Source organism: Providencia sp. PROV223 (genome assembly GCF_028479245.1).
Taxonomy (GTDB): Bacteria; Pseudomonadota; Gammaproteobacteria; order Enterobacterales; family Enterobacteriaceae; genus Providencia; species Providencia rettgeri.
Map to the genome: position 1 here is coordinate 146,012 of NZ_JAMPNG010000002.1, position 20,893 is coordinate 166,904.

Below are 20,893 nucleotides of genomic sequence, written 5' to 3' on the forward strand. Positions count from 1 at the left end.
ATATTGGCCAAAAGAACAGTGTGAAGGAAAATATGATTAAAGAATCTCTCAAGATCCATGGAAAAAAACAGTTTGAAATCAAACAAAAAGTGTTGTTTCCACGTAAGTCTAAAGAGATCCGTTACCAAGTAGAGACCTTTTTCTTTTTGCCTTCATCATTACAGATTAACCCAGACCTCTACACAGCATCAAACCTCCAGCGCAGCCTCAAAAACTATATTCGGCTGCGCCCACCGACCGTAAAATTATCATCACTGACTGATGAAAACGGGGCATTAGATGAACTAAAACAGTGGTTACAACAATGTACGCCACAAAACTTACCTTCATTAGACGAGTATGAAAATAGGCTAAAGCGCTATGCTTTAACCTTCAAAAGAACCGTTCGTTTGAATGTTAAAATGGTAAGCCAAAATCCCCAACGGCAAACGCCTGAATACTTAGCTGAGTTCATGGCAAACATCGCAAAATGTCTCTGTACTTATCGGGAATTAGCAACACAGTCAACCAAAATTGAAGAAGCAATCCATTCCAATGCATTTTCTTATTGTGACGAATTCATGACGTATTACACCATGAATTATTTACGTGATTTATTAGCCGATAAGCAAATGCCATTGCGCGAAGAAATACGTCATTTCTGGTATCAAGAAATGCGTTACCTAAAGAAACAATACCCTGATTGTTTTCCTAGTGATGAGACGGATGCTGAATTAGTCACATATCGCCGTAATTTATTGAAAAAATATATCAATCGCTATCTCTATTTAGAAATTCGCCACAAGCGGGGACTTCCCCTGTTATTACACTCTATTTATGGTATTGCTGCTGCAATTTCAATGCTTTTCGCAACTGTTATCGCCTTTTTCTGGCAAGGAAAATATGGTGCTTTAAGTGCCAACTTATTTTTGGCTATGGTCATCGGCTATATCTTCAAAGATAGGCTGAAAGAAGTAGGTCGAGAGCAGCTGTATCGCTTATTTCAAAAATGGATCCCTGACCGGCAATTACGTATTTACCGCGAAGGAGTGAAAGCACCAGTCGGTATTTGTAAAGAGTCTTTTCGTTTTATTAATGAAAATATGCTTTCCCCAGATATCCGTGAAATGCGGCAAAAATCGCATTGGGTCAATTTAGTTAACGTCCAGCGAATGGAAGATATTCTGTATTACCGCAAAGATGTATTGCTACATAACCGCCAATCCGTGTTTGAAAAAAACCAATCATCAATCGCAGATATTACGCGTTTTAATATTTCGGATTTCCTAAAATATATTGATATTAGCTATGAAGAACTCACTGTGAATGATGATGAGCCTGCGATTATTGGTGAAAAGGTGTATCACATTTACCTTTGCCGTCGCGTCACAATTAACAAAAAAACTTATAATGAGCTAGCTCGTTTAGTGGTGAATGCCGATGGAATTAAACGCTTAGAAGTGTTGCAGTCACTAGATTTACTGACAACCGATGAAGATATTGAAATTTCACCATAAATATTTTGTTTTTTTATTTTCTTCTCAAGAAAAATATTCTAATTCACGATAATTTTCTAAATCATTCGAACTGTAGCAAGGCGGCAAGAGAAGATATCTCGGGGAGCATACAAAGGTATGTGACCCGAGTAGCTGAACGTAGCCAACACCGCTACAGCTCGAAGGATGACGAAAATTTAATTTTCTAAACCATTCGAACGGCAGCAAGGCGGCAAGAGAAGATATCTCGGGGAGCATACAAAGGTATGTGACCCGAGTAGCTGAACGTAGCCAACACCGCTACAGCTCGAAGGATGACGAAAATTGGGAACATACAAAAGTATGTGACCCAGAGTAGCTAAACGAAGCCAACACAACTACAGTGCGAAAGATGACGCAAATTTAGTAGTAGAGAGCAATATACTGATCATCCACCCGCTTAATATCCACTGGCGTATCAAAAATATCCTCAATAATTTCAGATTTCATGATCTCTTCTGGTTTGCCATGATAAGACAGACGCCCGTTTCTCAGTGCAACAATGTAATCTGAATAAACAGAAGCGAAGTTTATATCGTGGATCACTAGGATAATGGTTTTCCCTAGTTCATCAGCCGCTTTACGTAATAACTTCATCATAATCACCGCATGCTTCATATCGAGATTATTGAGTGGTTCATCCAGTAAAACATATTCTGTATCTTGGCATAAAACCATTGCAACATAAGCTCGTTGGCGCTGGCCACCCGATAACTCATCTAAATAGCGGTGGCGCAAATCTGACAAATTGAGAAAAGAGAGTGATTCATCAATTTTCTTTTTATCATCAATAGTTAAACGGCCTTTCGTGTACGGATAACGTCCAAAACCAACCAGCTCCTCGACGGTTAATCGACTCGCAAATTGGTTCTCTTGGCGCAAAACCGATAAGCATTTTGCTAATTTATCACTGGGTGTTGTTGAAACATCAAGCTCATTCACTTTGACATAACCGCCATCATCGGGCTGTAACAAACGCCCAATAATCGACAGCAGTGTTGATTTACCTGCACCATTAGGCCCGATGATTGAGGTAATACCGCTATTTTTAATTGTTGTTGTCACGTTATCTAAGACTTTAGTATCTTGATAACTTTTCGATATCTGACTAATTTCAATCATACTAAAACCTTCTTAACACCATATAAATAAAGAAAATTCCGCCGACAAACTCGATAACGACTGATAATGTTCCCGCCATATTTAAACCGTACTCAAGAATCAACTGGCCGCCAATCAGCGCAATGACACCAAGTAGAAAGGAAACGGGGAGCAAATAGCGGTGTTGGCTACTGCCAGCCACTAAATAAGCTAAGTTCGCGACCATCAAGCCTAAGAATGTTAAAGGGCCAACCAGTGCCGTAGAAACAGCAACCAAGATTGAAATAAGTAACAAAATAACCGTGACTTGCTGGCGATAATTAATCCCTAAGTTCACCGCATTGGCTTGCCCTAACGCGATAACATCAAAACAATAGCGCATGCGCCACAACAAAACCCCTACCACCGCTGTAATCAGCAGTGTGAATACAATCAGCTCAGGCGTCCCCTTCGTAAAGGTGGCAAACATCCGGCTTTGTAAAATGGAAAATTCATTGGGGTCCATTAAACGCTGTAGTAATGTCGCTACACTGCGAAATAATGTGCCAAGAATGATACCTACCATCAATACTAGGTTGATATTCATTTTAACTGACACAAATAACCAGCGATAAAGCAGAACAGAGAACAACACAAGTAATGTGGACTCTAATAAAAATTTACCAATATTCAATAACCAAGAGGATGGAAAGCTATCGGTATAGAAGACAAAAATGGTTTGTAATAATATAAATAATGCTTCTAACCCCATGATAGATGGGGTCAGTATCTTATTATTAGCAATAGTTTGAAAGAGAACTGTTGAAACCCCAGCAGCGAAAGCCACCACGATCATCGTGAGAACAATATAGCCTCGATGCGGCAAAATATAGGCAAGGTTACTGCCCAAATTGACCGTCATATAAAGAATAATGGATAACAATGACAAAGCCAGTAGTATCCATATTCTTTGCAACGGCGTTACCCTTTTCTTCGGTAACGCTATTGATGTATTAACTTTTTGCATAACGTTGTTGCTTCAACAATAAATATAAAAAAATCACCGCGCCAACAACACCTAAAATCACACTTGCAGGGATTTCAAATGGATAGCGAATTAAACGCCCAATAATGTCACACAGTAAAACTAAACCACCACCAGCAATACAAATCCAAGGGATGGTTTTACGTATGTTATCCCCCATCACTAAGCTCACGAGGTTTGGAATAATTAAGCCTAGGAAAGGTAACGCCCCGACCACCACGACCACTACGCCGCTAATTAAAGCGATAATCGATAAACCGATGGTCATTACTTTGCGATAATTTAGGCCAACATTAATTGAAAATTCACGCCCCATACCGGCAACCGTAAAGCTATCGGCAATCCAGCAAGCAATTAACGTTAATATTCCTACTAACCACAATAGTTCATATCGGCCTTGAATGATGCTAGAAAAGTCACCGCTCATCCATGCACCAAGTGATTGTAATAAGTCGAAATAATAAGCAGTAAAAATGGTCAATGCGCTAATCACTGCACCCAACATAATCCCTACCAATGGGACTATCAGGGCGGATTTTAAAATGACACGACGCAATAGCACCATAAACAACATGGTGCCAAGAAGCGCAAAACCGCTAGCGACCACCATCTTAGTCATAATACTTGCTGCAGGGAAAAGCACCATAACGACCAATAAACCTAAACTGGCTGACTGGGTTGTCCCTGCAAGAGAAGGTTCAACAAAGCGGTTTTGTGTTAATAATTGCATGATTAGCCCAGCAACGCTCATGGCGCTACCTGCTAAAATCAAAGAGACGGTTCGGGGAATTCGGCTAATAAAAAAGATGTCTTGCATCTCTGGGTCGGTGAAAAGCGAAACGGGTGACACGTCACCCGCTCCAATAAACAAGCTTAATACCGCTAAAACCAATAACGCGATAATTCCACAAAAAAGATAAAGCGTTTTCATCGGTTATTTTGCTTGGCTCTTCTCTAATGCTGTATTGATATCGTCCATTAACTTAGAGTAAGTTTGAATACCACCTGCAATATATACGGCAGTTGGGTCAAGGTATGTAATTTGGCCTTTTTCCCACGCTGCGGTTTTTCTCACTAATGCGTTATCTAATACTTCTGCTGCTGGCTGTGCATCTGTTTTACCAATCGCGCTATCACGGTCGATAACAAATAACCAATCTGGGTTTAATTTCACCAGTAACTCTGCATTAACGATGTTACCGTGGCGACCCGTGTTTTCTTCAAATACATAAGCAGGTTCAAAACCTAATACATCAAAGATAAAGCCGAAACGAGAACCCGGACCGTATGCGGAAATTTTACCGCCACTGACTAAGATCACCATCGCTTTACCCGCGGTAGGTGCTTTAGTTTTGATACCTTCAATTTTAGTATTGAAGTCAGCAATCAATTTTTTGGCTTGTTCTTCTTTACCAAACAATGCACCAAGTTCATTAGTACGCTCAGTTAAGCTACCAATAAAGTTTTTGTTATCAATGTCTAATGAGATAGTTGGAGCAACGCCACTGAGTTTGTCATAGGCATCACGGGCACGGCTTCCACCTAAAATCAGGTCAGGTTTAGCATTACTTAATGTTTCATAAGCGGGTTCAAATAATGTTCCGCCATTGACGTATTCAGAACCACTATATTTCGTTAAGAATTCAGGGAAGCGAACGTTGGTTTGTGGAACACCCGCAACTGGGGCTCCGAGTGCATCCATGATGTCCAATGTTTCCATGTTCATCACAATGACTTTTTGAGGATGACGAGGAATTTCAGTTTTGCCTTGGGCATGTTCTATCGTGATAGTTTGTTTTTCTGCAACTTGTGTTGTTTCTGTCGTGTCTTTCGCGTTATCACAACCGGCTAATACTAACGCAGATAACAAAGCAATACCCGAAACTAATGATTTTGCAAACATCTAATTTCCTCCGTCCATCGATAAAAGTACTGATGATTAAATTTTGTGATTCACAATTTGGCGTATCTTACACGCAAACAAGCGCAAATGATATTAGTTTGCATTTGCATTCACTAAAAAGTTGTCTTAACGCACAAAAACATCAATTCAATGAATTGACCACGTAGGTTTTAATGTTTAAACAAAGAGGATAGATATAGAAAATCAGGAAAATAGAGTAAAACGTGATTTGATTGCACTTCATTGGGTAAAATAAATAGGTTGAGCCTGCGACTGTATTTGTTTGCTTAACTATTTTTATGACAGCAGACGATATAAATCCGTAATCTCAACCTATATACCATTAATTCCCATTTAAATGCGCATGATTACATGTCATCTAATTGCCCATTTTCATTGAGCTGAGAACTAATATCTTCCAGAAACCAATCAATTGGCGTTTTCATCAAAAATGCAAGTTTAAATAAATGAAACAAATCAATCTTGATTTTACCTCTTTCATAGCGTGAGATTTGCTGTTGACTAACACCTAACAATTGAGCTAACTGAAACCCTGTATATCCCAGTTCTCTACGTTTTTCTAAGATCCTCTGACCTACCATATAATGGATTTTTTCGCTGCCATTTTCTGAATACATATTATCACCATTTATTAAGGCACAGTTAAAATAAGGGCTGCGGCACCTTCAAACTGACCAGCTTGAACTCGGCCATTGGTACCTAATACGGCTTTTAGGGATACCGAGTTTGTTCCACCTGCAGGCACATGGATTTTGTAACCATTTTCCCCTGGAGTATCATTCCCACCTAAATACAAATTCGCATATAAGCTATTATCTGCTCGTAAATTTACACGTCCATTTGTCACGTTCACACCAGTGGCAATCACCAAAACATCCATCGCTAAGTTACATGTCACACTAACGTTCACTTGTTTTGATTGGCCAGCGAGATCAGCTTCGCTAATTGGGCCAAAGTTAATATCCGGGATGTTATTGTTGATCTTACAAGCTCCTATTGGTGGCGGAGCTATACCACATTGAGAACCAGGAAGTAGACCTCCTCTGCTTGTAACACCAGTGCGATCTTGGTAAAACAGCCCCACACACTCTTGATTATTCTGTAACCTAACTCCGGTATGAACAGCCCACTGTGTTGCTGGAGCTGTCGCTCTTGCCAAAACCCCGGGGATATTCTGAACATCTATCATATATCGATACTTAGAAATTTCGGCCAAATTGACTGTTGCAGCCCCCGGTGTTCCATCAGCGGTATGCTTATGACTTATGGTGAGATAGCATGTCGACCACCCATAACAAGGATTAGGCGTACTCGGCGATTCAGGATCCCAACGAGCAATCACATATTTATAATCTGCATCTCCGTTATTTGGATTATTACCGGGTCTTGATTCAGTGATATAGGAAAAAATATAAGCTGATGCAGAAGGCGAAAACATGACTGCACCAATTAATAGCGATAAAAATACTTTCATATTAGTTCACAGCCTTATTATTCATAATCTAATTTAAATGTTGCTACAGCACTGTAAGGCCCTACTTTTATTGTCTTATCAGCAATAGCATCCGGTTCACCTTTTAAATAGGCATAGAACCGCAATTGGTTAGCGCCATCTTGTAGCGTTAGCTTCGAGCCTTTCTGTTCAATAGCCAGTGGTGTTTTATCTGAATTTTGCAGCCCCACCGCGAAACCCGATGCAACACTACTTGTTGATAATGCTAAAAAACCAGGAAGTGCAAGATTAGGTGTCCCTGAAAAAGTCACTTCCACAAATTTGCCTATTGTCGTGTCACAGTCAGACAACTTAATCACAAACTCTTTAGGCGGAGTTTCACCATAGGCATAAAAGTTTTTCTCCGGTGTATCAAAAAAATCCATCGGAATGTTTTCATCACCCGGTAAAATAGTGCAAGGCTCCTCCACTAAATTACCGATAACTCTTAAATTATCAGGCACAGCAAAAGCAGCATTAAAGTTAATAAGTAAGGCGCCTGCTACTGCACATTGGATTACTTTGTTCATTATTGGTACTCCGCTAGCAATGTGCCTGTTGCAGTAAAGCCCCCTTCAGGCAACGTCACTCCCAATCGCTTGACAGGAACAACCTCTAAAACAGGCGGTTGCCCATAAGTAATTTTCAATGGTTTATTGATTTCAAAACCTAAACCATTTTGGGTAATACGCATGCCAAGATCTCGAATATTGGTTTCCAGTGCCGACTTATCAAAATCTGTTGCTGTCCCTTTGATAGTTAGCATTAAGTCCCAACCTTTTAAATTGTCTTCACACTTCAAAGCGTAATTAATAGGTTTCGTAAATCTGATACCATCAATCTTATGTAAACCAATATCTTTGTATTCAATAACGTGGACTTTATCTTCAAAAACAGTGCAAGGCGGTGGAATTAGCAAGGTTCCAGTAAACTCCACATCATTTGCCATCACGGCACTGCTAGGTATAACTAACAAACTCATTATCAGAGGAAGTCTTTTCATTATTCTTTGCATTATTTTTCCCTCACTGATAATCAAGTTTGATAGTGACGCCTGCATGAAAAACCCCACCCTTTGTCAGAGTTGTGGATAAATCACGAACAGGTATGGCTTCAAATTGAGGCGCATTTGGGTACACAAACTTGACCTCTTGGTTCAATCGAAGCTTGCTTCCGTTATAACGAAAAGCAATCCCTAAACCCGGAAGATCTGTTTCAATTGCCCCACTATCAAAAGATGCAGGAATACCAATCAACGTCATTTTCATTTGTGATGTTGGCCTTTTTTCACAATTAATATTGTAATTTATGGGCTTCGAATAGGCGTTACCGTCAATTCGGGTACTCATGATCTCATCAAAATTAACTTTGATTATATTTCCACCATTAATTTTGCAAGGCGGTGGAGCCAAAACAACCCCTTTAATCGGTACAGTTATCATACCGGGTGTAACTGTTGCCCGTGTATTTCCCGATGGGCTAATACGTGAATCAGGTAATCCTGCATAAGAAACCGATGTAAAAAATAGTCCAGCGAGACAAGATGCCAGCAGGTACCGCTGCTTGTTTAAATCACTCATAATCCACCTTAAAGTCCATTACGGCGCTGAAACTTCCTTCAGTCAATTTTTCAGGGGTTCTCACTGGCGTTACAAAGTATTGAAGAGTACCCTGCGGTGCATCGAGAAATTGAGGACGACCTCGGCTTCCTAGCCTGATGTCTTCTCGTTGTGCATCTGTCACTTCTAACGCCAAGCCAGAGACGCCTTTTACACTTAACATTTCTGGAAAATGTTGATCCGATACGGCAACAAAAGAGACAGTTATCACCGGTTGCATTGCATCCCAAAGCGATCTTCCCGTTCTTGTGTCTTTCATTCGGCTTTCCGTGCGAATGCAATGTCTAAATTCTAATTCGAATGAAACTGGCTCAGCTCTATCACCAGGTTTACGCAGTGAATAAGAAGGAATCTCCCCTAGAGACACTTCTTGGCGCATTGAATTAGTCACATCCATCGTACAAGGTGCTTCGGTCATCATGCCATTGACTGTCAATGTTCCATGTAATCCATCAATATCCCAACTGTCTGCTCCAAAGGTGAACACTGGAACTAAACCGAATAAGATAGTGCTGAACAGGAGAGTCCTTTTCATACGTTATTCCCCGTTATCTATCCGTCGAAGATTCAACTTTGCAAGTTGTACCAGCGCAACCAAACGTCAGTTTAGGCCTTCCACCATAATCGTTGATATAAGTTAGAACGGGTTTTGCCCCCATCGCACTTGCACTACCTTTAAGCATTCCATTACTTTTTGGTGAGATCATGACAGGCTCAAACTGTTTCACCGTGTCTCCGCCCACTTTTGTACTTGCGTCTACAATGGTGACGAAATAAGGTGTTGGATTCGTGACTTCGTAGGCATCACCTTTACGTGTTAGCGTAATTTTCTCTTGCCATGGATTCTCCAAATCCGTGCGTGTGGCATATAACGCTTTTGGTCGATAAAACAATTTAATTCGCGTCTGTAATGCAATTTGTAATACGTTCGCTTCTTTACTACGTGGTGGAATTTCACGTAAATTAAAGTAATAAACACTCTCTCTGTCCTGAGGCAATGTCGCGATATCAGGAAGAGCTTGAATTTTAACTTGGCTACCTTCACCCGCTTCTACACGTTGAACCGGGGGTAAAACTGTGAGTGGGCTTTCAATTTTGTTACCATTTGCATCTTCAATCCACCCCTGTGCAAGGTATGGTAACTCTGTGTTTTCATTCTTAATATTCAAGCTAATGGTCTTTTCAGCCCCATTATAAATGACGCGTGTTCTATCGAGGGCAATCGCGGCCAAAGCCTGCCCACATAGCACCGCGGATAACGTGATTGTTGTAGTAAATAATGCAATTTTCTTAATGTTCATATGTACCAACTAGTTATAAAATCAAGCAATTTGGGTTACTCGGTATAATCTACGCTGTAAGCAATATCCGGTGGTTTCAATAACCAACGCTGACTGGGTGCTACGCCCTGTTTAATCGGTGCAGGCTTGTAAACTGGTGCTGGCTGCCCAACAGGAACGGCTTTTGCTGGCATATACCCAGGTTCAACACTGGGGCTGCTTGTACACGGTAATAACAGTGAGTTAAATTCAGCCGTTGTAATATTTTCTGGAACCTGAATTTTGCACTGCGTGCTTCCATCCCAATGCACATCTAAAACTTCATTTGGATTGACACCAGAGATATACACAGAGCCATTATCAGTCACGATACCGAGCTCTCTATTTTTTTCATTTCTCACTGTGGCGCCAAATGGCGGATAACTTCCATCGGCCAATGCCAATCTCACCATAGTTTTAATACCCGATAACACTTCAAACTCACGATAAGCAACCGCCCCTTCGGTCAGCGTAATTGGCTGAGATGTCCGAATAGCTTCCACATTGTCAGGCAATTGAGTCACATCAATATGTGTATTAGTACGGTAATAATCACTGATATCAGCAACTACCGCTTTACCAAAAATATTGGTTTCCGTGGTCGGCCCGAAACCTTGAATAGGCACATTTTTCACACCTTCAGTACCCACCATCACACGGCTACCACCTGGGGTATTAATACGGTGCAGTGCAGCACCATGCCCTGTGACTGTTGCACCACCTTGTAGAGAAAAGGCGGCTGAAGAAGTATCACCATTGATATAGCTGGTACTTGCAGTTACTGTTGCTAAATCAGCGTAACGCGTATAGAAGCCATCAATAGTTCCACGACCTCGGCTACTCACCCCAGTACCAACACGATAGTTGGTCTTATCATCAACGGAGTCGAAATAGCTGACAGTGTGTGAGTTACCATCTCTCGTTATCATATTGTTGTAGCTAATTGATGCTCTATCTGCCCATGGCAAAGAGAGGTTCATGTATAGCCCATCGTCATTATTTCTATTATCAAATTTGTTGCGGAATGCCGTTAAACTTAAATTGATATTTTTAAAACGACCGATATTGAAATATTTCGCAATAGAAACGTTATAACGTTTTGCCGCTGGCTTATTCCAATAGGTTTCGTGGTTATAGTTCAGATACGCGGTTAGGTCTGCATTCGTGAAATACTTATTAAATGTAATCGTATATAGCTCTTTACTATTATCGAACTCCACACCTCTATAACGACGATCGAGGTATTGGTTCATACTCATAAAGTCACGTTCAGAGAATCGGTATCCAGCAAAGGTTACTTGGCTATCATATTCTTCAAAACGTTTTGAATAACTTAAGCGATACGATGCACCCGTATAGATTTTGTTATCTGTTTTCAGTTTTGCTCGTGACTCGGTGATATCGAATGAAATTGCACCGAAGGCAAGTAAATCTCGACCAACACCCAGTGATAACGCGTTATAATCACCCGCTGCTATACCACCACCAAATAATGACCAACCGTTAGAAACCCCCCAACTAAACTCCCCCGTAACAAACCCTTGCCCTTCGGTTTCATGTTCCATATTATTCGGTCGACCACCCGCTATCTTAAATAGCACTGAGCCTGGACGTGTTAAATAAGGAATAGAGGCGGTATTCATTTGAAACTCTTGTACAGAGCCATCTTGCTCTTCTACTCGTACATCTAACTTACCGCTAACCGCATCACTTAAATCTTGAATACGGAAAGGTCCCGGAGCGACTTGCGTTTCATAAATAACGCGCCCTTGCTGAGTTACAATCACTTTTGCGTTGGTTCTTGCAACACCTGTTACCTCAGGTGCATAACCACGTAGATTTGGTGGTAGCATTCTCTCATCTGAGATCAGGCTCACCCCCATATAACGGAATGAGTCAAACAAACCTGAGCGTAAAAATTGCTCACCCATCGTTAGCTTTGCATTTAACTCTTTGATTGCTCGATAAGCATAATACTGGCTCCAATCCCATTTACGATCAGTTGACTGCCCATTAGTCCGATTATAACTAGCTTGCCAATCAGCCCTAAAACGCCACGCGCCGAGGTTAAAACCTGTTGTACCATTACCAGTAACCGACTGGGTATTGGCTGAATCCGCAGGCCTTGTCACGTTAGCATTCAAGTTATAGTCAAAAATTAGAGCGGGCACCCCTTCATCCCAACGAGATGGTGGATCCCAGTTATCAGAAGTAAACTCGATATAAGCCTGAGGTACCGTAATTGTGATAGTTTCTTTAGCTAAAGAGCCATTTATTGTCATTCCTGGAATCGTTTCTGGAATTAAACATTGGCCATTGTTAGAAAACTCAACCTTCTGTTTCCATTCATCGCGCAAAGCGATATGGTCGACAACATCTGGCGTTAAACAAGGCTCTGTCATACTTGGATCATTAGGATCCGCGATATATTCAATATCAAAAGTGTCAGCTAAGTCGCGACTATTTAAATTAATTTTAAATGGATACTTCCCTGGCATGACATAGCCTGCTCGAGAGAACTCATTTAAGGAAATATTGCTTTTATCCTGAAGGTCTAAAACATCCGTATTAAACTCAATATTATCATTATTCGCATTAGCTAAATTTATATGAGCAATAGCTATAAACACCATGGTAGCAACAGGCGTTAAAAAATAACTTACTGAGTTATTAAATACTTTATTTTTACTTTTTAATCGCAGAGCCATAATAGTCCCTTAGTAATAACTCAGTAATAATCCATTTTAAAACGGATAGTTGTCTGATAATTTCCTGGTTTTAAGCGTTTATTATTAGGTACTACCTGCACCTTATAGTGCAGAGTTGTCTCCCCTGCTCTGATGGGTAAATCCGGCATTGCCTTACCAGGTATTGCAACATTTCCAGCTGTGTCAGAAATTTTTACTGACAATCCGTTTGCATGCCCGAAAACATCGAAGCTGCGGCCATCTGTCGGGCCATCAAATGTAATATTGAAAGTTTGCCAATTAGGAGTTCCAGGAGTTACCGGTGTTAGAACACAATTGATAAGGCGTATAGAGAAATTACTTGCAGGGCTTTCTCTATCGTTAATTATCTGGCTAACCGGTACAGTTGTTATGTTAACTGATTGATCTCGGCTATCTGCATCAATTGCACAAGGGCTCTCAATAATTGAACCGCCCATAGTAACAGTTCCTTTGAACTGACTTTGTGCCCGAGAATTTTGATTTTGCGCACTCGCTATCGGGGCAAATATCATTCCTGAAAGCACCATGACAATGATGCCAAAGTGATTCATAGCGACTCCATTTCAACTTAATAACCAATTTCAATGCATTAAAATTAGTGCCCATACATCCTTGTATGGGCGGTACCAATTACTGGTAGCTCAGAGCAAATGTTGCAATTGCATCAAATTCACCCGGTACAGCTGGTTTATTTGTTGCATCAGCATCACCTTGCAAATACGCTTGGAAACGCAGTGTGTTTGCACCAGTGAACAGAGCTTGAGATGGAGATTTAGCACCTAAAGCAATTTTAGTGCCGTTGAAATCAGTGATCACGATACCTGCATTTTTCGCAGTACCAGCGATAGCCAAACCATCAGTTACAGAAGCACTTGGCGTACCAGTAAATGTAGTTTGAACAGTTTTCAGAGTCGTGATATCACACTGCTCTAATTGGATGTTGAAATCGCGAGCAATACTTTTACCGCCACCGTTTAATGCAGATGTTGCGATAGCACCCATTGGTACTTCAAATGCTTGAGAACCTGGTGGAATTGAGCAAGGAGCATCAATGATTGAACCTTTAAAAGTGACTTGGCCGCCACCTTGGTTTGCAGAAGCAGAACCAGCAACCACTGCCAGACCTAAACCTAATACTAAAGCAAGTTTATTTAATTTCATTTTATACATTTCCATTAGATAAAAAGACAACACAAATTAAAATAACAAGTTATTATTAATCTGATTATTTTAATTTTTTTCTTAAAATATATTCGGTTAGTAAACATTAAGGATTGACACTAATAACCATTCCTATTTATCAAACTCCATTAATAAATAAGACAATTAAACAATGCATCAATGCGTTGCCATTATTATATCTCATTTTAATTATGTCAAATCCACCAATTAATTAACAACCTTCACTGTAAGTTAGTGATATATATATAATATCCACAACATACTCTATTTTGAATACACCATTACAGGATAAACAAGTGATGCATACCTAATTAAATTGATTTTTTCTTAATAAAAAACCACAAAATAAACCCATTCAATATTAATAAAGTTTTTTATACTCATAAAACGGGTTCTTATTAGTGAAAAAAAATGGTTCGGAAAATAACGCTAATATTAAAACAAGCCTAAATTATTAAAACGAAATTTTTATCGGTGGATAATTAATCAGAAATATCCCAAAAAAAAGAATTAAATAATTTCATAATATTTCTTAATTCATTAATTGTTACATTTATCTTGAAAATTAAAAAATAAAAATAATGACAGAAATATCAAATAGATAACCAACAATTAACATACATAAAAATATAGAAATCAGCGAAAAAAGAACAATATCATAAAACATTTTTTTAAATTAAAATAAAAATAGAAACAATTAAGTGAAAATTTAAAAAAAGGTATGCTCGAGAAAAACCTTGGCATTACAAAATATTTCAAAAGGTAATTAAAGGTAATTTTTAATTAATTTATAAATACAAAAATCTTATCTTAAGACCTAAAAAATTCAAAAAAAATATTTTCAATAACAATTGAATTATTTCATAATGAAATTAACCCATTTAATTAAGATAAGTTAGATAAAATAATTCATTAGAAAACTCACAATGAGTAAGTATGATATCTTAAATTGTTATCGATAATTACATCACTGACATAATAGTGAAATTAAATATAGAGACCCTACATTTAAGTAAAAACACTAATCAAGTAAAACATAATTCATCTTTATTTTTAACATTATCGACATACTTATTTTCGCATTTGTAGGTAGCTAAAAACTTAATGTACTATTCAAGAACAAAGGAACTAAAATATGATGAAAGTAGATATTATTGAGTCAAATATAAAATAGATTGATCTCAATCAGATTAAGAACAATCTATGCTAGCTTAGTTTGATGTCAATACGTCTTTATTTTCTTGATAGGGTATTCATTGAGATGGTACATGTGAGTAGGCAAGAAGCCATATCATGCTCTAAGCATCGGTGGGTAGGCAGATAGTCTCTAACTAGTCAAAATATAAGATAAGAAGTAGAAATTTTACTGCCACTTCGTGGCGTCAGAGTTTGAGGCGATTGCCAACAAGGTTAACATATTCTTCTCTTACTCCATGAGAGATGATCATCAATAGTGTTATTGGATTAATTTTTCAGCTGTAGAGCAACATACAATAGAACCTTACTTTCAATCGTTAGTAGATCTAATTTTGTTATCTCAGATATCCTTTTTAAACGATAATCTAATGTATTTCTATGAATAAATAATTCTTTAGCTGTTTCACGAGATAATAAATTATTTTTAAACCAGACTGTTAATGTTTTAATCAATACACCATTAGAATCTTCATGTAATAATGTATTCAATGGTTTTAATAGTTCTTCTGAAGACCATTTAAAATTTAACCCGTATAATAATACCGGTAGCATGATATCTTGGTAACAATAAATTTTTAACTGGGGTTTTTTAGCTTTCCCTACTTGCATGGTAATTTTAGCTGTCTCATATGATTTTTTAATTGATTCCTCTGCAGGATCTAAAAAGAAATTACCTAATGATATTTTCACTTGTAATTTAAATAATTTAAGAATATCCGATTCTAATTTTAAAATTTTCTTTTTTGCAGTGTCAATATCCCAGCGATTGAACTTATTTAATGCAGGAGTTAAGCAGACAATTTCCGTCAAAGATTGAATAGCGACTAAGTTATCAGGATTATTATACTCTATTAATTTTTTAATTTCTTGTAATTCACTAAATGCACTATTTACACCTAATTGTCCGCTATCTACTTCAATAATAATAGCGACTCGTGGAATAGAAAAATTAATATTAAGCTTTTTAGACCATTCAGTTATGTTATCAGGAATGGTTCCATTTTCAATATACGCTAGAATAATTTCTTCTTTAAAACGATCGTTTAAATTCAAATGGTTATAAATCTCTGCCTGCTCTAACATCATTACTGCCGTCATGGAAACCAGCTCCCCAAATTGTTTAATTTGGGTTGGCTCCCCGGTTAATCCTATTACACCAATAATTTTACTATTCAAATAAAGAGGTAAATTAACACCTGGTTTAACCCCATGTAAATGATTCGCAGTGGCGTCATCAATAACAACTGTTCGCTTTTGCTTTATTGCGAGTAATGCACCTTCATGGAATTCACCCAATCTATTACTATCTCCACTTCCTATAATACATCCAGTTTCATCCATAACATTAATATTACAATCAATAATTTTCATGGTTCTATCAACAATTTCTTGCGCTAATTTGGAGGTAAGACAATAATCATACATATTTCAACCTCTTTTACTGGTGCTGTAAAATAGAAACAAACTTTCCAATCATAAATTTTAATAATGTTTATTTTTAATTTAATTAACTCCAGTATTCAATATTCCTTGAAAAAATCAAGAAAAACAAATTTCATTTAAAATACAGCAAACAAAGCTAAATTTTAAAACTATTATTTCAATTTTTATTATCTATTTTAATATTCAGCGTATTCGCAATATTTTTAGTACAATTAAATAAATTACTTTCAGCATTATTTAAAGCTTCTTTTAGTGAACTAATTTTATGCAAAATACTAAACGCTGAATCAATACCATATTGTTGTAAATGACTGAGATCATCACCAAGGCTTCCAACAATGGCAATAACGGGTATTTTATGTTTTCTCGCTAACTGAGCGACGCCAAAAGGCACTTTGCCATTTAAACTTTGGCTATCTAACCGCCCTTCACCTGTAATAACTAAATTTGCTCCTACCATGTGTGATTCAAGGTTCAAGGTTTGTGCAATAATATCGAAGCCAGGCTTGAGTTCCGCTTTGAGAAAAGCAAGTAAGGCTGCTCCCATTCCTCCTGCAGCACCGGCTCCTGCAATATAATGAACTTCAACATGCAAATCTCGCTTAATAATATCTGCAAAATGTTCTAAATTTTTGTCTAACATTTCAACATGTTCATTTGTCGCACCCTTTTGGGGGCCAAATATCACAGATGCGCCATTTCTCCCTATTAATGGGTTCGAAACATCACAAGCAATACTAAATTGGCACGCTTTTATCCTCGGGTCCATTGTGCTGACATCAATACTCGTTAAATCGGCAAGTGCTTGCCCTCCTAATTTGATTTGTTGCCCATGAGAATCTAATAATTTGGCCCCAAGTGCTTGCAACATTCCTGCTCCGCCATCATTGGTTGCACTTCCACCTATACCAATAATAATCTGCTTTACCCCAGTATCTAGGCAGGCCTTTATCAACTCTCCTGTGCCATATGATGTCGTTAGTAATGGATTTCTTAATTCAATAGGGACTAGCTCTAGCCCACTTGCCGCAGCCATTTCAATAAATGCTTGCTGTTTATTTTGAGATAAACCATAGAATGCCTGAACACTCGTACCTAAAGGACCAATAACATCAAGATGATAGATTTCCCCATTGGTAGCCTCAACCATCGTGACAACTGTACCCTCACCACCATCCGCAATAGGGCACTTAACATAAGTTGCATGCGGAAAAACCTCTTTGAACCCGTTTTCAATAACCGTTGCGACTTTCAATGCAGATAAACTCTCTTTAAATGAGTCAGGTGCAATGACTATTTTCATAAAAATAATCCTTTAGAAATTTTTATTATCAATAAGTTAAAAATTCAGGTGGGTACTCGCCCACCTGATACGACTTTTTATTATTTCGGTTCATCGAGTAAGAGGATCATAATTAAGCCAATCACCGCACAGATACCAAAGTAAGAGAAAACAGCATCAAACTTACCGGTCATATCTAACAATAACCCTGCCATCATAGGTGAAACGAAGCCACCTAAGTTTCCTCCACTATTTACAACAGATATCGCAATTGGATAGTTATTATTATCAGCGACTCCCATTGGATAAGCAGTAAATGCAGGCCAGCCAATATTCAAGAACAAACCAACCGAGAAAAGGGCAAGTGCAACTGCGCTCGTGCTTTCGGGTACATTCAACATCACTAACATCATCGCAATCGTCGCTACTGCGGTAAAAAGCATGGTGGGTTTGCGACGACGACCAAAAACTTTATCAGAGATCCAGCCACCAAAAATCGAGCCGATAAACCCACCAACAAATGGCATTGATGCAACAAAGCCCATTTTCATAAATGAAAAGCCTTTTTCATTTACCAGATAAGAAGGTATCCAGGTTAATATTCCATATAAAATACTGACCATCATGAAATAAGAAATAGTATTACACCAAATATTTTTAGATTTAAATATTTGGGAAGCTGAACTTAATGGAGTGACTGATTTAACACGAATAAATTTATCTAGCGTATTAAATTTAGGACTCAGAACAATATTGCCTTCTATTTTCTTTTCTGCAATTTCTGAATTATCGGCACGAATATAATCTAATTCACTTTGCGAAACAAAACGACTTTCCTCTGGTTTTGTTCTAACAAATAAATACCAAATAATTGCAAGAAAAATACCGGGAATAGCGAACAGAATAAAGACCCAACGCCATCCATAAGTTAATGCAATCCAAACAACTAATGGTGGAACAATAATCGGAGCAAACATCGTTGAAGCAATATAAACGCCAGTGGCGGTTGCTTTTTCTTTTGCTGGAAACCAGTTATTAATTGTCGACGTTAGCCCGACAGGAGTTGGTGCTTCGGCCATACCTAGGCCAAGACGCAACCACTTAATTGCAAAGGCAGATTGGGCTAAGCCAATAAACCAAGTCATGGCAGAAAAACCGAGAATGGATAATGACACCATACCTCTTATCCCACGTTTCGCCATCCAAAAGCCTGCGGGTATTTGACATAAAGCATAACCGAGGAAAAACATACTCGCGAGAGAGCCCGCTTCTAAATTAGTTAATTTAAACTCATCAGTAATAAAAGGTAGAACCGCACCAATATTACTTCTGTCTGCATAATTTACAGCATAGACGATAAAAATCAGGGCTAATACCACCCAACGATAATTCGTCTTTGGCCTAATCGGATTTGAATTTATCATTATTTTCGCTCCAGAGCAGTTTATTATTTAATACACGTTTTATTACCTGCTTTTTTAAAAATGAAACGATCCCTGCTAATTCATTAAAATTAACATTTAGGAACGTTATTTAATTTAAACTTACTTCAATTAATTTTATTTACTCGACAAGCTATGCATTGTTTCTTTTAATAAAGGATACAGTCCATTGTAAATATTAAACTGCTTGTTATAAGTATCTTGTGTTTTTTTATCTTGATTTGGTGTGAATGTGATATCTTCTGTTTTTATAATCGGTAAATCAGGGTCATTAATGCCACAGAAAAAACCGGCTCCTGTCGCACCAACCATTGCCGCGCCAAAAGCCGCTGCATCTGCTGTTTGGGCAATATTATATTCAACCTGAAGAATATCCGCTTTAATTTGAGTCCATAACGTATTACGTGATCCTCCCCCTACGCTGAGTAATTCATCTAATATCACCCCCCATTTTTCATGGGCAATATTCAAAATCTGTTTTAAACCATATGCTGTACCTTCAAATGCCGCCCTGACCATATCATCGCGAGTATGATTTAGCCGTAAGCCTATCCATGCCCCCGATGCATTAACATCCCAAATAGGGCTACGTTCTCCAGCTAAATAAGGCAGATAAATTAAGCCATTAGCACCAGGTACTGATGATTTTGAAAATATCTCCAACTGTTCATGGTCATTAACTTCCGGCCAAACCGCCTGGTTTAGCCAACTGAATGTCCCCCCAGTTGTCGACATCGCTCCATGGGCCAACCATTGATTGGGAACGATGTGATATCGGTTCATAAAACGAGGATCAAAGTTCGGCTCTTCTAAGCAAAACGTAATGACTCCTGATGTTCCTGTTGATTCAAAAGCTGTTTCAGGGTCAAGTAACCCAACGGCAAATGCAGCAGCAGCAGTATCTGCCGACCCTAAAATAATTGGCGTATTTTCTTTCAACCCCGTTTCTTGAGCGGCTTCTTTACTCACCTTACCAACCACAGAAGTGCACTGGTAAATTGGCGGTAAAATATCGTGATTAAACTTCCAATACCTTAATAGTTCTTTTGACCACTTAGGTGCTTTAGACAAAACGACTGCGCCAGAATACGCGGCTTGGGTCGGGTCAATGGCGGCTTTTTGACTTCCTAACTTTAAAGATAAAAAGCTATTAAGTAGAACGACCTTATGAACTTTTTGCATTAATTCCGGCTGTTGTTCTTGTAGCCATCCTAACGTTCCCACCCAACATGCAGACGGACTTGGACTATTACAAGAAAGTGCCCGAACATGCGTTATATTTTCCCCGAGTGTTTGCTGTATGAAACCTTCGGAACGCCCATCAAGATAAGTAATCCCATTTGCAACAGGCTTATGATGTTTATCCAATAAAACCAGCGTTGGGCAAGCAACAGAAAAACTCACAGATACGATATTCTTTACTTGAGAAGTCACTTCTTTAACTGCATCTGCGGTCTTTTTCCAAAAGTCATTTAAGTCAATTTCATGATTTTTGGGAGATTTGGAAATAATATTGGTATCACGTGAAGCCTTTGCCAATAATTCTCCATGGAAATTAAATGCACAAACTTTCACGCTACTGCTACCTGCATCAATTCCCAAATAGACACTGTCCATCATGCTGC

The 20,893-nt window shown here is 38.5% G+C and carries 19 protein-coding genes; 1 reads left to right on the top strand and 18 read right to left on the bottom strand.

Translation table 11 applies throughout. The features are described 5' to 3' along the window. The first annotated feature begins 32 nt into the window (after positions 1-32). Complete coding sequence (locus tag PR767_RS03490; RefSeq protein WP_109912687.1) at positions 33-1,496, top strand: hypothetical protein; 1,464 nt, start codon at positions 33-35, stop codon at positions 1,494-1,496. A 381-nt stretch (positions 1,497-1,877) separates the two neighbouring features. Here PR767_RS03490 and PR767_RS03495 read toward each other — a convergent pair whose 3' ends face one another. The 18 genes from PR767_RS03495 to PR767_RS03580 all read right to left on the bottom strand — a co-directional run bounded on the left by PR767_RS03495 (position 1,878) and on the right by PR767_RS03580 (position 20,888). After that, positions 1,878-2,636: an iron ABC transporter ATP-binding protein gene (locus PR767_RS03495; protein WP_102138091.1), complete on the bottom strand. Its 759-nt coding sequence runs from the start codon at positions 2,634-2,636 to the stop codon at positions 1,878-1,880. 1 nt (position 2,637) lies between these two features. Beyond that, positions 2,638-3,621: an iron chelate uptake ABC transporter family permease subunit gene (locus PR767_RS03500; RefSeq protein ID WP_109912688.1), complete on the bottom strand. Its 984-nt coding sequence runs from the start codon at positions 3,619-3,621 to the stop codon at positions 2,638-2,640. Then, positions 3,608-4,570, bottom strand: coding sequence for an ABC transporter permease (locus PR767_RS03505; RefSeq protein WP_004907840.1), 963 nt, complete (start codon positions 4,568-4,570; stop codon positions 3,608-3,610). Before PR767_RS03505 ends, PR767_RS03500 begins: the two co-directional genes overlap by 14 nt. A gap of 3 nt (positions 4,571-4,573) precedes the next feature. Further along, the gene (locus PR767_RS03510) at positions 4,574-5,542 is read right to left on the bottom strand and encodes a siderophore ABC transporter substrate-binding protein (protein ID WP_004907838.1); all 969 of its coding nucleotides are present in this window, start codon (positions 5,540-5,542) and stop codon (positions 4,574-4,576) included. A 368-nt stretch (positions 5,543-5,910) separates the two neighbouring features. Next, on the bottom strand, positions 5,911-6,180 hold the full coding sequence (locus PR767_RS03515; protein WP_004907837.1) for a helix-turn-helix domain-containing protein: 270 nt from the start codon (positions 6,178-6,180) through the stop codon (positions 5,911-5,913). A gap of 14 nt (positions 6,181-6,194) precedes the next feature. Further along, positions 6,195-7,037: an MrpH family fimbial adhesin gene (locus PR767_RS03520; protein ID WP_004907835.1), complete on the bottom strand. Its 843-nt coding sequence runs from the start codon at positions 7,035-7,037 to the stop codon at positions 6,195-6,197. 17 nt (positions 7,038-7,054) lie between these two features. After that, a complete protein-coding gene (locus PR767_RS03525) occupies positions 7,055-7,585 on the bottom strand; it encodes a fimbrial protein (protein WP_004907834.1) in 531 nt (176 codons plus the stop codon). Next, entirely contained in the window at positions 7,585-8,070 is a 486-nt protein-coding gene (locus PR767_RS03530) for a fimbrial protein (RefSeq protein WP_227024197.1), read from the bottom strand. The genes PR767_RS03525 and PR767_RS03530 overlap by 1 nt, the downstream gene beginning before the upstream one ends. A gap of 10 nt (positions 8,071-8,080) precedes the next feature. Beyond that, positions 8,081-8,635: a fimbrial protein gene (locus PR767_RS03535; RefSeq protein WP_004907830.1), complete on the bottom strand. Its 555-nt coding sequence runs from the start codon at positions 8,633-8,635 to the stop codon at positions 8,081-8,083. Further along, positions 8,628-9,209, bottom strand: a complete 582-nt coding sequence (locus tag PR767_RS03540; RefSeq protein ID WP_004907828.1) for a fimbrial protein — start codon at positions 9,207-9,209, stop codon at positions 8,628-8,630. The genes PR767_RS03535 and PR767_RS03540 overlap by 8 nt, the downstream gene beginning before the upstream one ends. A 13-nt stretch (positions 9,210-9,222) precedes the next feature. Next, complete coding sequence (locus PR767_RS03545; protein ID WP_272519893.1) at positions 9,223-9,975, bottom strand: fimbria/pilus periplasmic chaperone; 753 nt, start codon at positions 9,973-9,975, stop codon at positions 9,223-9,225. A gap of 35 nt (positions 9,976-10,010) precedes the next feature. Then, positions 10,011-12,701 carry an outer membrane usher protein gene (locus PR767_RS03550; protein ID WP_004907825.1) on the bottom strand — a complete coding sequence of 897 codons (2,691 nt, stop codon included), beginning with the start codon at positions 12,699-12,701 and terminating at the stop codon, positions 10,011-10,013. Between the two features lie 20 nt (positions 12,702-12,721). Next, positions 12,722-13,273 (bottom strand): fimbrial protein, encoded by a 552-nt coding sequence (locus tag PR767_RS03555; RefSeq protein ID WP_109912690.1) that lies wholly within the window; start codon positions 13,271-13,273, stop codon positions 12,722-12,724. Positions 13,274-13,352: 79 nt separating this feature from the next. Continuing rightward, positions 13,353-13,883, bottom strand: coding sequence for a fimbrial protein (locus PR767_RS03560; protein WP_004907820.1), 531 nt, complete (start codon positions 13,881-13,883; stop codon positions 13,353-13,355). 1,485 nt (positions 13,884-15,368) lie between these two features. Next, positions 15,369-16,526 carry a sugar diacid recognition domain-containing protein gene (locus tag PR767_RS03565; protein WP_109912742.1) on the bottom strand — a complete coding sequence of 386 codons (1,158 nt, stop codon included), beginning with the start codon at positions 16,524-16,526 and terminating at the stop codon, positions 15,369-15,371. A gap of 175 nt (positions 16,527-16,701) precedes the next feature. Then, positions 16,702-17,847, bottom strand: coding sequence for a glycerate kinase (locus PR767_RS03570; RefSeq protein ID WP_272519894.1), 1,146 nt, complete (start codon positions 17,845-17,847; stop codon positions 16,702-16,704). A gap of 80 nt (positions 17,848-17,927) precedes the next feature. After that, positions 17,928-19,250, bottom strand: a complete 1,323-nt coding sequence (locus tag PR767_RS03575; RefSeq protein ID WP_004907815.1) for an MFS transporter — start codon at positions 19,248-19,250, stop codon at positions 17,928-17,930. A gap of 135 nt (positions 19,251-19,385) precedes the next feature. Continuing rightward, entirely contained in the window at positions 19,386-20,888 is a 1,503-nt protein-coding gene (locus PR767_RS03580; protein ID WP_272519895.1) for a xylulokinase, read from the bottom strand. Between the last annotated feature and the right edge of the window lie 5 nt (positions 20,889-20,893).

Excerpts from the sequence above, each read along its gene's own strand:
- PR767_RS03490 (WP_109912687.1), top strand. The coding sequence starts at position 33 with ATGATTAAAGAATCTCTCAAGATCCATGGAAAAAAACAGTTTGAAATC.
- PR767_RS03495 (WP_102138091.1), bottom strand. The coding sequence starts at position 2,636 with ATGATTGAAATTAGTCAGATATCGAAAAGTTATCAAGATACTAAAGTC.
- PR767_RS03500 (WP_109912688.1), bottom strand. The coding sequence starts at position 3,621 with ATGCAAAAAGTTAATACATCAATAGCGTTACCGAAGAAAAGGGTAACG.
- PR767_RS03505 (WP_004907840.1), bottom strand. The coding sequence starts at position 4,570 with ATGAAAACGCTTTATCTTTTTTGTGGAATTATCGCGTTATTGGTTTTA.
- PR767_RS03510 (WP_004907838.1), bottom strand. The coding sequence starts at position 5,542 with ATGTTTGCAAAATCATTAGTTTCGGGTATTGCTTTGTTATCTGCGTTA.
- PR767_RS03515 (WP_004907837.1), bottom strand. The coding sequence starts at position 6,180 with ATGTATTCAGAAAATGGCAGCGAAAAAATCCATTATATGGTAGGTCAG.
- PR767_RS03520 (WP_004907835.1), bottom strand. The coding sequence starts at position 7,037 with ATGAAAGTATTTTTATCGCTATTAATTGGTGCAGTCATGTTTTCGCCT.
- PR767_RS03525 (WP_004907834.1), bottom strand. The coding sequence starts at position 7,585 with ATGAACAAAGTAATCCAATGTGCAGTAGCAGGCGCCTTACTTATTAAC.
- PR767_RS03530 (WP_227024197.1), bottom strand. The coding sequence starts at position 8,070 with ATGCAAAGAATAATGAAAAGACTTCCTCTGATAATGAGTTTGTTAGTT.
- PR767_RS03535 (WP_004907830.1), bottom strand. The coding sequence starts at position 8,635 with ATGAGTGATTTAAACAAGCAGCGGTACCTGCTGGCATCTTGTCTCGCT.
- PR767_RS03540 (WP_004907828.1), bottom strand. The coding sequence starts at position 9,209 with ATGAAAAGGACTCTCCTGTTCAGCACTATCTTATTCGGTTTAGTTCCA.
- PR767_RS03545 (WP_272519893.1), bottom strand. The coding sequence starts at position 9,975 with ATGAACATTAAGAAAATTGCATTATTTACTACAACAATCACGTTATCC.
- PR767_RS03550 (WP_004907825.1), bottom strand. The coding sequence starts at position 12,701 with ATGGCTCTGCGATTAAAAAGTAAAAATAAAGTATTTAATAACTCAGTA.
- PR767_RS03555 (WP_109912690.1), bottom strand. The coding sequence starts at position 13,273 with ATGAATCACTTTGGCATCATTGTCATGGTGCTTTCAGGAATGATATTT.
- PR767_RS03560 (WP_004907820.1), bottom strand. The coding sequence starts at position 13,883 with ATGAAATTAAATAAACTTGCTTTAGTATTAGGTTTAGGTCTGGCAGTG.
- PR767_RS03565 (WP_109912742.1), bottom strand. The coding sequence starts at position 16,526 with ATGTATGATTATTGTCTTACCTCCAAATTAGCGCAAGAAATTGTTGAT.
- PR767_RS03570 (WP_272519894.1), bottom strand. The coding sequence starts at position 17,847 with ATGAAAATAGTCATTGCACCTGACTCATTTAAAGAGAGTTTATCTGCA.
- PR767_RS03575 (WP_004907815.1), bottom strand. The coding sequence starts at position 19,250 with ATGATAAATTCAAATCCGATTAGGCCAAAGACGAATTATCGTTGGGTG.
- PR767_RS03580 (WP_272519895.1), bottom strand. The coding sequence starts at position 20,888 with ATGATGGACAGTGTCTATTTGGGAATTGATGCAGGTAGCAGTAGCGTG.